10 protein-coding genes and 1 pseudogene are annotated in these 9,104 nt (G+C 68.3%); 7 read left to right on the forward strand and 4 right to left on the reverse strand.

The annotated features are described in order from the left end of the window. Positions 1-28 precede the first annotated feature (28 nt). Both Srubr_RS41755 and Srubr_RS39160 read right to left on the reverse strand, forming a co-directional pair. Positions 29-283, reverse strand: a pseudogene (locus Srubr_RS41755) (MbtH family NRPS accessory protein); the annotation flags it as partial. 37 nt (positions 284-320) lie between these two features. Next, a complete protein-coding gene (locus tag Srubr_RS39160) occupies positions 321-1,526 on the reverse strand; it encodes a cytochrome P450 (RefSeq protein WP_189999828.1) in 1,206 nt (401 codons plus the stop codon). Positions 1,527-1,749: 223 nt separating this feature from the next. On the opposite strand from Srubr_RS39160, the gene fgd reads away from it, so the two are divergent. Then, positions 1,750-2,754 (forward strand): glucose-6-phosphate dehydrogenase (coenzyme-F420), encoded by a 1,005-nt coding sequence (gene fgd / locus Srubr_RS39165; protein ID WP_189999827.1) that lies wholly within the window; start codon positions 1,750-1,752, stop codon positions 2,752-2,754. 132 nt (positions 2,755-2,886) lie between these two features. Here fgd and infA read toward each other — a convergent pair whose 3' ends face one another. Then, positions 2,887-3,111, reverse strand: coding sequence for a translation initiation factor IF-1 (gene infA / locus Srubr_RS39170; protein ID WP_189999826.1), 225 nt, complete (start codon positions 3,109-3,111; stop codon positions 2,887-2,889). Beyond that, the gene (locus Srubr_RS39175) at positions 3,108-3,299 is read right to left on the reverse strand and encodes a hypothetical protein (RefSeq protein WP_189999825.1); all 192 of its coding nucleotides are present in this window, start codon (positions 3,297-3,299) and stop codon (positions 3,108-3,110) included. The genes infA and Srubr_RS39175 overlap by 4 nt, the downstream gene beginning before the upstream one ends. A 521-nt stretch (positions 3,300-3,820) precedes the next feature. Here Srubr_RS39175 and Srubr_RS39180 point away from each other — a divergent pair. The 6 genes from Srubr_RS39180 to Srubr_RS39205 all read left to right on the forward strand — a co-directional run bounded on the left by Srubr_RS39180 (position 3,821) and on the right by Srubr_RS39205 (position 9,050). Continuing rightward, positions 3,821-4,639: an LLM class flavin-dependent oxidoreductase gene (locus Srubr_RS39180; RefSeq protein ID WP_189999824.1), complete on the forward strand. Its 819-nt coding sequence runs from the start codon at positions 3,821-3,823 to the stop codon at positions 4,637-4,639. Between the two features lie 582 nt (positions 4,640-5,221). Further along, positions 5,222-6,238, forward strand: a complete 1,017-nt coding sequence (gene rfbB / locus Srubr_RS39185) for a dTDP-glucose 4,6-dehydratase (protein WP_189999823.1) — start codon at positions 5,222-5,224, stop codon at positions 6,236-6,238. A 207-nt stretch (positions 6,239-6,445) separates the two neighbouring features. Then, positions 6,446-7,378, forward strand: a complete 933-nt coding sequence (locus Srubr_RS39190; protein ID WP_189999822.1) for an ATP-binding cassette domain-containing protein — start codon at positions 6,446-6,448, stop codon at positions 7,376-7,378. After that, positions 7,375-8,214: an ABC transporter permease gene (locus tag Srubr_RS39195; protein ID WP_189999821.1), complete on the forward strand. Its 840-nt coding sequence runs from the start codon at positions 7,375-7,377 to the stop codon at positions 8,212-8,214. The genes Srubr_RS39190 and Srubr_RS39195 overlap by 4 nt, the downstream gene beginning before the upstream one ends. A 56-nt stretch (positions 8,215-8,270) precedes the next feature. Then, complete coding sequence (locus tag Srubr_RS39200; protein ID WP_189999820.1) at positions 8,271-8,690, forward strand: hypothetical protein; 420 nt, start codon at positions 8,271-8,273, stop codon at positions 8,688-8,690. 27 nt (positions 8,691-8,717) lie between these two features. Further along, on the forward strand, positions 8,718-9,050 hold the full coding sequence (locus Srubr_RS39205) for a hypothetical protein (protein ID WP_189999819.1): 333 nt from the start codon (positions 8,718-8,720) through the stop codon (positions 9,048-9,050). Positions 9,051-9,104 lie beyond the last annotated feature (54 nt).

Consider the following 9,104-nt stretch of genomic DNA (forward strand, 5'->3'; position numbering starts at 1 on the left):
CCGGCCGGCGCCACTGCCTGATGAGGACCAGGCACGCCTGCCGCGTGCCGGGGCCGGCGGCCACGCCCCGGCCTGGGGGCACATCGGCGAAGCCGGGCCGGAGCGAGAACTGGCCCTCGCCGTTGCAGAGCACGGGATATTCGCCGGACACCACCTCGAACGGATCGGCCGTGACGGTCTTCTCCGTCACAAGGCCATGGTTCACCCCACGCTGAAAGGGCGCCCGTCCGCGGGCTGTGGGGGCCGCTGAACGAGAAAAAGGCCCAGCAGGTGGGCAGCACACTTCGGCTGCTCCACCGCTGGGCCCGTGCTTCGGTCCGTCAGCCCTTGCGGACCTCGATGGGCAGCTGGTTGACGCCGATCATCGCCCAGGGGTTGCGCAGGTTGACCGGTAGGTCGTCGCGTACGCGGATGTCGCTGTACCGCTCCATCAGAAGGCGCAGGGCGATCCCCACCTCGAGCCGCGCCAGCGGCGCGCCGAGGCAGAAGTGCATGCCCTTGCCGAACGTCAGGTGCGGGTTGGGGGCCCGGTGGATGTCGAACCGGTCCGGGTCGGCGAAGACGCGGTCATCGCGGTTCGCGGTGGTCAGCCACGCCAGGACGAAGGCGCCGGCCGGGATCTTCTGCCCGCCGATCTCGACGTCCTTCGTCGCCTGCCGCCCGAGACGGGGGAACGGAGGCCGGTAGCGCATCGACTCCTCGACCGCGGCCGGAATCAGCGCGGGATCGGCCCGCAGCTGCGTCCACACCTCGGGGTTCTCGTGCAACGCGAGAACCGTGTTGCCCAGGGTGGAGGTCGCGGTGACGTGGCCGGCGAGCAGCAGCAGGCCGAGGAAGCCGACGGTCTCCTCGTCGTCCAGCCGCACACCGTCGACCTCGACCTCCAGAAGCTTGCTGGTGAGGTCGTCGCCCGGGTTCTTGCGGCGGCGGCGGACGAACTCCAGCAGGTGGGTGTTCAACTCGCGCAGCAGCGGCGCGACATTGTTCACCGCGCTCTCCCCGAGGGAATCCAGCGACTGTTCCGGATCGACGTTGTGCACCTCGAAGAAGGTGTCGGACAGCCGCCGGACGAACGCGCGGTCGCTGACCGGGATGCCGAGCATCTCGGCGATGACGATGAACGGCAGCGGGTAGCCCAGCTGCTCGATCAGGTCCCACTGGTCGCCGCCGGCGTCCGCGTCGTCGAGCAGCTGCAAGGTCACCTCGGTGATCCGGGGTTCAAGTCCGGCGATCATCTTCGGGGTGAACGCGCGGCTGACCAGGCCGCGCAGCCGCCGGTGCACCGGATCGTCCGCCCGGACGAAGTTGCCCTTCTTGAACAGATCGAAGTCTTCCTGCTTGGGAGCCAGCGGGGCGACGTCGGACGAGAAGGCCGCCGAGTCGGTCAGCACCTGCAGGACGTCGTGGTAATCGAGTACGTGCCACGCCTTGATCTTGTCGTCGAAGTGCACGGCTCCGCGCTCGCGCAGCCCGTCGAGATAGGCGAGAAAGTTGGACAGTATCCGTTCGGATTGTTTCACGCTCATGAAACTCACTTCTCTCGTACGGCCCGATTCCGCGCTACTCGCCAGCCACCGTAGAACCGGACCGAACCGGCCGGACATCCCTCACCTTGCTAAGCGTCTCAACAGCCGCCTTGCACGGACTCGTTGGACGCTCATGCCGAACCCGCTGGTGCGGCGTGTTCGCACCGCCAACCGTCAGGCCGGGGGATGGGGATCGCTTCCGGCGCGGCCTATTAATGGGGGCATGGGACTGAAGATCGGTTACAAGGCATCGGCCGAGCAGTTCGCCCCGCGCGAGCTCGTCGAGTACGCGGTCAGCGCGGAGGGGCACGGCCTGGACAGTGTCTGGATCAGCGATCACCTGCAGCCCTGGCGGCACGAGGGCGGCCACGCGCCATTCTCCCTGTCCTGGCTCAGTGCCGTCGGGGAGCGCACCGAGCGGGTCCAGCTCGGCACCAGCGTGCTGACCGCCACGTTCCGCTACAACCCGGCCGTGGTGGCGCACGCGTTCGCCACCCTCGGAGTGCTGTACCCCGGCCGGATCGCGCTCGGCATAGGCAGCGGTGAGGCCCTCAACGAGGTCGCGGTCGCGCGCATCACCTGGCCCGATTTCAAGGAGCGGTTCGCCCGCCTGCGCGAGGCCGTGGAGCTGATCCGCCGGCTGTGGACGGAAGACCGCGTCACATTCGAGGGGCAGTACTACCAGACCACCAGCGTGTCCCTCTACGACCGGCCCCAAACGCCCGTCCCCATCTACATCGCCGCCGGCGGCCCCGTCATGGCCAAGTACGTCGGCCGCAAGAGCGACGGCTTCATCTGCACCAGCGGCAAGGGCATGGAGCTGTACACCGAGAAGCTCCTGCCGGCCGTGGAAGCGGGCGCGGACCAGGAGGGCCGTGACCACGACGCGATCGACAAGATGATCGAGATCAAGCTCTCCTACGACCCGGACCCGGACCAAGCGCTGGAGAACTGCCGGTTCTGGGCGCCGCTTTCGCTCACTCCCGAGCAGAAGGCCGGAGTCGAGGACCCGGTGAAGTTGGAGAAGGCCGCCGATGAACTGCCCATCGGGCAGGTTGCCAAGCGCTGGATCGTCGCCTCCACCCCGGACGAGGCGATCACCCAGATCAAGCAGTACGTCGACGCCGGGTTCAACCACTTGGTCTTCCACGGCCCCGGGCACGACCAGGAGCGCTTCCTCAAGACCTTCGCCGAGCAGGTCCTCCCCGGACTGCGCGGCCTCGGCTGACGACGCCTGGCCGCCCCGCCGGACGGTTGATCCTCGGCCGGCCCCGGTCCGCGCACGTTGCCGGGCCCCGGTCACGGAAAAACCCCCGTGACCGGGGCCCGGATCAGCCGCCGCGGAAGGTGCGGACCGCCGTCAGTTCCGGTACCGGAACACGATCCGACCGCGTGACAGGTCGTAGGGCGTGAGCTCCACCAGCACCTTGTCTTCCAGATAGACCTTGATGAAGTTCAGGCGGATCTTACCGCTGACGTGAGCGAGCACCCGGTGGCCGTTCTCGAGCTCCACGGTGAACATGCCGCTGCGCAGGCACTCGACGACCTTGCCCTCGACTTCGATGCCCGTCTTGTTCTTCTTCATCGCACCAGCTCCAGGTTGCTGCTGACCGGCCGGGCCCCGGCGAACCCGGAGCGGTGTGTGACCCGCAGGCGCCAGGCACCGACACTGCCGAACAAGCGTGCGTCGCACCGGTGTTCCATATGCGCGGAACCGGCCGCCTGGCCGCGATCCAGTGCATGCCCATGCCTGCTGGTGACGCGCGTGATCATCAGAGCATTCTCGCTCAGGCAGGATGTGAAAGGCTTTGTGTTTATCGGATTCTCCATTCAGGAGTGCCTCGATCTCAGGCGCTCCTGGCGACACCGAACGTCAGCCGCCGGACCGTGACGGGCAGAAGGAGCACCCATGGGCGATTGTGTTCACGGGGCTCACCTCCTACGGCAACTTTCACGGTCCCCGACGACGTTAGCAGCGCAGCGCCATCACACGCAATCTCCCAACTCGCTTACCGGACAAGGGAAACGGCCGCCCTCCCAGCGCCCCCCCGCCGGCCGGCCCGCACCGCAGGTGGCCTCGGCCATGACGCCGTCGCTTCTACCAAGCTGAGGGATGCTGGAGCGGCACAGCCGCTTTTAGCCTGCTGGATGCAACCGAAAGGGTTTCGCCCGGGTTCTCCGCCACTGGTACGCACCGGAGTTCTTCTGAGCTCCGGGTCCGGTTGTCCGCCCCGCCAGCGACCGGGGGGCCGGTGCCCGATGGGTCCGCTCTACGAAAGGACACGGTTTCATCCATGACCGATAAGGCGTTCAAGTTCGCCGTGATAGCGGAGCCAAAGGACGAGAAACAGTGGCTGGGCATAGCCAGGCGAGCCGAGGACCAGGGGTTCACCACCCTGCTCTCGGCCGACGTCCTGACGGCACCGTCACCGTTCCCCGCCCTCGCCCTCGCGGCCGGGGCGACCACGACCTTGCGGGTGGGAACGTGGGTGATCGCCAGCCCACTGCGCGCGCCGCGCATGGCGGCATGGGATGCCCACACGCTGTCCATGCTGAGCGGCGGGCGATTCGACCTCGGCATCGGGTCGGGCCGGCCCTTCGTCCTTGAGGACGCGGAGAGGCTGCTCGGCGTCCCGACACCGCCGGCCGCGGAACGCCTGGCGCAGGTGGAGAGGACGATCGACGAGCTGCGCGCCCTCGACGGAGACGCGCACACCCCGGTGCTCATCGCCGCCGGCGGTCCCAAGGCCCGTGCCCTGGCCGCCGCCAAGGCCGACCGGGTCACGCTCGCCGCGAGCCCGTTCGCCACCCGGGAGGAGATCGCCGCGCGGGTCAGGGAGGTGCGTGAGCAGGCCGGGGACCGCGGCGAGGAGATGGAGTTCGTCTCCCCGATCTACGTCATCGGTGACGAGGCACCGCCGTGGGTTCCCCGTCTGCTGAAGACCGACATGAAAGCGCTCATCGAGGGCGACTCGCTGAACATCCTGCGCGGCAGCCCACGGGAGATGGCCGACGAACTGCTGCGCCGCCGCGAGACCCTCGGCATCTCCTGCTTCACCGTGAACGCCGTGTTCGCCGAACAGTTCGCCCAGGTGATCGAGCTTCTCGCCTAGAACACTGTCCCGCAACTGCTGGTCACAGGTGCGGCGATCGTGAAGTGTCTGCCGTGATCGCGACCTCGCAGCCGTCCTGGACGGCCCCGAGCGCCGGGCTGAGCCGACGACAGTTCGGCGGGCCGATCACGGCACTGCGCCGGGAGTGTGCCGACCCGGTCCACAAGGGCCGGCCGCGGAGCCAGCCTCTTGAAGGACCGGGGCCGGGCGGTCGCTGCCTACGGGCGGACCACCCCGACCGTGCGGCGGCTGTTCGGCCGCGTCGGCCGGCAACGGCGCGGCGGTCACGCGGGCACGTGGCACGTCGGGGCCGGGTTTGCCGCGACCGCGCACAGCGGTGAGGGCGGCTGGGCAGCGCTCGCGCGGATGTGACCGGAGCCGGTTGACGCACCGCGAAGCGGGCGGGCGCCGGCCCCGCGACAACCGTAACCACCGAGCCGTCAGCCGGCGTGGGGGAACCCGTCCGAACCCCAAGGAGGGGAAAGTGACAGCTCTGGTGGTGTCGGACGGGTCGGGGTTCCCGATCGCCGACGGACCCGCCCATGGCATCGGCGCCCCCGCGCAGACCGGGGCCGCCGCCCGATGAAACTCCTGGTAACAGGCGGTGCCGGATTCATCGGCTCGCACTATGTACGGCAACTGCTCGCCGGCGGATATCCCGGCTACGAACAGGCCCGGATCACCGTGCTCGACGTGCTGAGCTACGCCGGACGCAGGGACAACCTGCCGGTCGACCATCCGCGGATGGACTTCGTGCAGGGCGACATCTGCGACATCCCCCTGCTGCTCGACCTGTTGCCGGGCCACGACGCGGTGGTGCATTTCGCCGCGGAATCGCACGTGGATCGCTCGGTGCGCTCCGCCGCCGAGTTCGTACGGACCAATGTCGCCGGCACCCAGGCCCTCCTGGAGGCGTCTGTGCGCCGTGGCATATCCCGGTTCGTCCATGTCTCGACCGACGAGGTGTACGGCTCGACCGACGAAGGATCGTGGACCGAGGACGCCCCGCTACTGCCCAACTCGCCCTACGCGGCGTCCAAGGCGAGTGCGGACCTGATCACCCGCGCGTACTGGCGCACCCACGGACTGGACGTGTCCATCACCCGCTGCTCCAACAACTACGGGCCCTACCAGTTCCCCGAGAAACTGATCCCGCTGTTCGTGACGAACCTCATGGAGGGCAAGCCCGTTCCGCTCTACGGCGATGGATACAACGTGCGCGAGTGGCTGCATGTGGCCGACCACTGCCGGGCCGTGCAGGCGGTACTCACCTCAGGCGGGGCAGGAGAGATCTACAACATCGGGGGCGGCACGGGCCACACCAACCTGGAGCTCACCGAGCGACTGCTGGAGCTGTGCGGATCGGACCGCTCGATGATCCGGTTCGTCGCCGACCGCAAGGGCCACGACCTGCGCTACGCACTCGACGACAGCAAGATCCGCGAGCAGCTGGGGTACAGCCCGCGCGTCTCGTTCGACCGGGGACTGGCCGAGACCGTCGCCTGGTACAGGGACAACCCCGGGTGGTGGAAGACGGTGGACGGCCGCCGCGCCGCGGACGGGGAGCACGACACCACCGGAGGCGCAGCCCCCTCATGAGCGACCGCACGGCCCCTGGTCCTCGAAGACGAACCGGCCTCTTGGCGCCGCCCGGCCGCTTTGCAACCTTCTCCGAAGGAGACCGGACCGGTGTTGACCCTATCCGCAGAAGCAGACAAGGAGACCAGACCGGTGTTGATCCTGTCCGGAGAAGCAGAGACAGAACCCAGCTCTGCCGTGACGGAGGCGGCCATCCGGACGACAGGCATGGAGAAGATTTACCCGGCCTCCGGTTCGCGGCCCGAGGTGCCCGCCGTCCGCGGCATCGACCTGGACGTGGGACGCGGGGAGTTCTTCGGCCTTCTCGGCCCCAACGGCGCGGGCAAGTCGACCACCATCGGGATGCTCACCACCCTGATCGTGCCGACCGGCGGCAGCGCCGAGGTGTACGGGGTCGATGTGGTGCGCAACCCGATCGAGGTCAAGCGGCGGATCGGGGTGGTATCGCAGAACAACACCCTGGACAGCCAGTTGACCGCCGCCGAGAACCTGGAGTTCCGGGGCCGCTACTTCGGGCTCACCGCCAAAGAGGCACGCCGCCGCACGGACGAGCTGATCGAACTGTTCGACCTCGCCGAGCAGCGCGAGGGCAATCCGTTCGAGATGTCCGGCGGACAGGCCAAGCGAGTGATGATCTGCCGGGCGCTGATGCACCGCCCCGATGCGCTCTTCCTGGACGAGCCGACTGCCGGACTGGACCCGCAGACCCGTACCAACCTGTGGCAGGTACTGCGAGAGCTGCAGGCGGGCGGCCAGACGATCCTGCTCACCACGCACTACATGGAAGAGGCCGAGGCCCTGTGCGACCGCATCGCGGTTGTCGACCACGGCAAGATCCTCGCGCGCGGCACGGTGGACGAGCTGAAGAGCATCGCAGGCGCCGACACCGTCATCACCGTCAGCTACGACGCGCCCGTTGCCCCCGCCGGACTCCAGGCCCTCGCCGACCGGGACGGGATCAGCAAGGTCGAGGTCAGTGACAGGCAGGTGCGGGTGTTCGCCACCGTTCCGGACGGACTGCTCGGCGAGCTCGTGACGATCGGCTCGGCCGCCGGGATCGGCGTGACCGATGTGCACCAGCTGCGCCCCAGCCTGGAAACTGCGTTCCTCACGTTGACCGGAAGGAGCTACCGGGAATGAGCGCGCCGTCCCTCAGCCAGGCACCCCTTGCACGGGCGACCGTTCTGCGGACGCTGTCAGCGATGATGGCGCGCGAGATACGAGTCCTGCGCAAGTCCATGGTCCCGACCTTCGCCGGGGTACTGATCCAGCCGGTGATGTTCGTGTTCGTGTTCGCCTACGTGATGCCCGAGATCGGCAGCGGCATCATGGCAGGCGGCGGGAGCGGGGCCACCTTCTCCACCGTCCTGCTGCCCGGCCTGGTCGGTTCCTCGGTGATCATGCAAGCGATTCAGGCGGTGACCTACCCGCTGATGGCGGAGCTGAACTGGCAGAAGTCCATCACCGACCGAGCGCTGGCGCCGATCCCCATCCCTCTGCTGGGAATCCAGAAAATCCTGGCGGCGGCGCTGCAGGGGCTGATCGGTGGGCTCATGGTGTTCCCGGCGGTGTTGTTCATCCACGCACCGGGCCAGGCCCCGCAAGTGCACGTGGACAACTGGCCGGTGCTGGTCCTGGTGCTGCTGGCGAGTGCGGTGCTGGCGGCCGCGGGCGGGTTGTTGCTGGGTACGGTGATGAACCCGCAGAGGATCCAGGTGGTGTTCGCGCTGGTGCTGCTGCCGATGACCATGCTGGGCTGTGTCTACTACCCGTGGGCGGCCCTGGAGGACGTCCGCTGGCTGCAGATCGTCAGCCTCGGCAATCCGCTGGTGTATGCGAGCGAGGGTCTGCGCAGTACCCTCACCCCCGACCTCCCGCACATGCACTCGTGGGCGTTCCTGCTGGCGCTTCTCGGCGGCACGGCCCTGCTGACCTGGGCGGCCACCCGTGCCTTCACCAGGCGTGTTCTGACCTGACAGCCTGCCTGCCGGTGGGCCGGCCCACCCCCCGCCGCGAGATCAGACTCGGCACCATGGCCGCCCTCGGCCAGCGCATCGCCCTGCGCTACGCGCTGCCGCCGATGACAGCCGAAGAAACCGCCGGCTACCTGGCCCACCACATCACACTCGCCGGCCGCTCCGACACGATGTTCTGCGACGATGCGACCTCCCTGACCCACACCACCAGCCGCGGCCTGCCCCGCGCGGACATCCGCCGCTGCGGCGAATGCGGCGGCGAGACCCCACCGGAGATCCTCGTCACCGCCGCGCCGAGCCAGATCACCCACCCCGGCGCCATCTCACCACGGCCGTCCACGCCGCCCACCGAACGCGCCTCACGGACCGCCCGTCGGCCACCACGCGCCCGGCCTCCTCGCCACCCGGAAAGGCCGCGGAAGTCTTCAACTTGTTGCGAAGTTGCCCCGTTTACTGTTAACTTTGCAACAAGTTGAAGAGCTTATTCGCGGGAGAAGGACGAGGTGCTGCAGATCCAGCTGGGAGCCGAACGACCCGCCGACACCGGCGACAGTCTGGGACGCACCACGATCGGATGGCGTCCCGGGATGTCTGAAGACGAAGCCTGGCAGGCAGGACGCGGCATCTGGAAATTCAACGCCGACCGAGCCCTGTCCCAGGACGAGGCGCAGATCATCAATCCCCACGGCACGGTGCTCGCCGTCGCGAGGATCACCGGGATCTCCAAACACGGCGACCGCTACGCCCTCGAGGGCGACCTGCTGCTCGGCGATGCACGGGTGGGCCGGCCCACTGCGAGCCCGCACCGGTCCCGTAACCCCGTCACCTACATCTGAAAGCGGCCGACCGATGAGCGACTTCGACGCGATCGACTCGCTGCTCGCCTCCCT

It is taken from the genome of Streptomyces rubradiris, assembly GCF_016860525.1.
GTDB lineage: Bacteria > Actinomycetota > Actinomycetes > Streptomycetales > Streptomycetaceae > Streptomyces > Streptomyces rubradiris.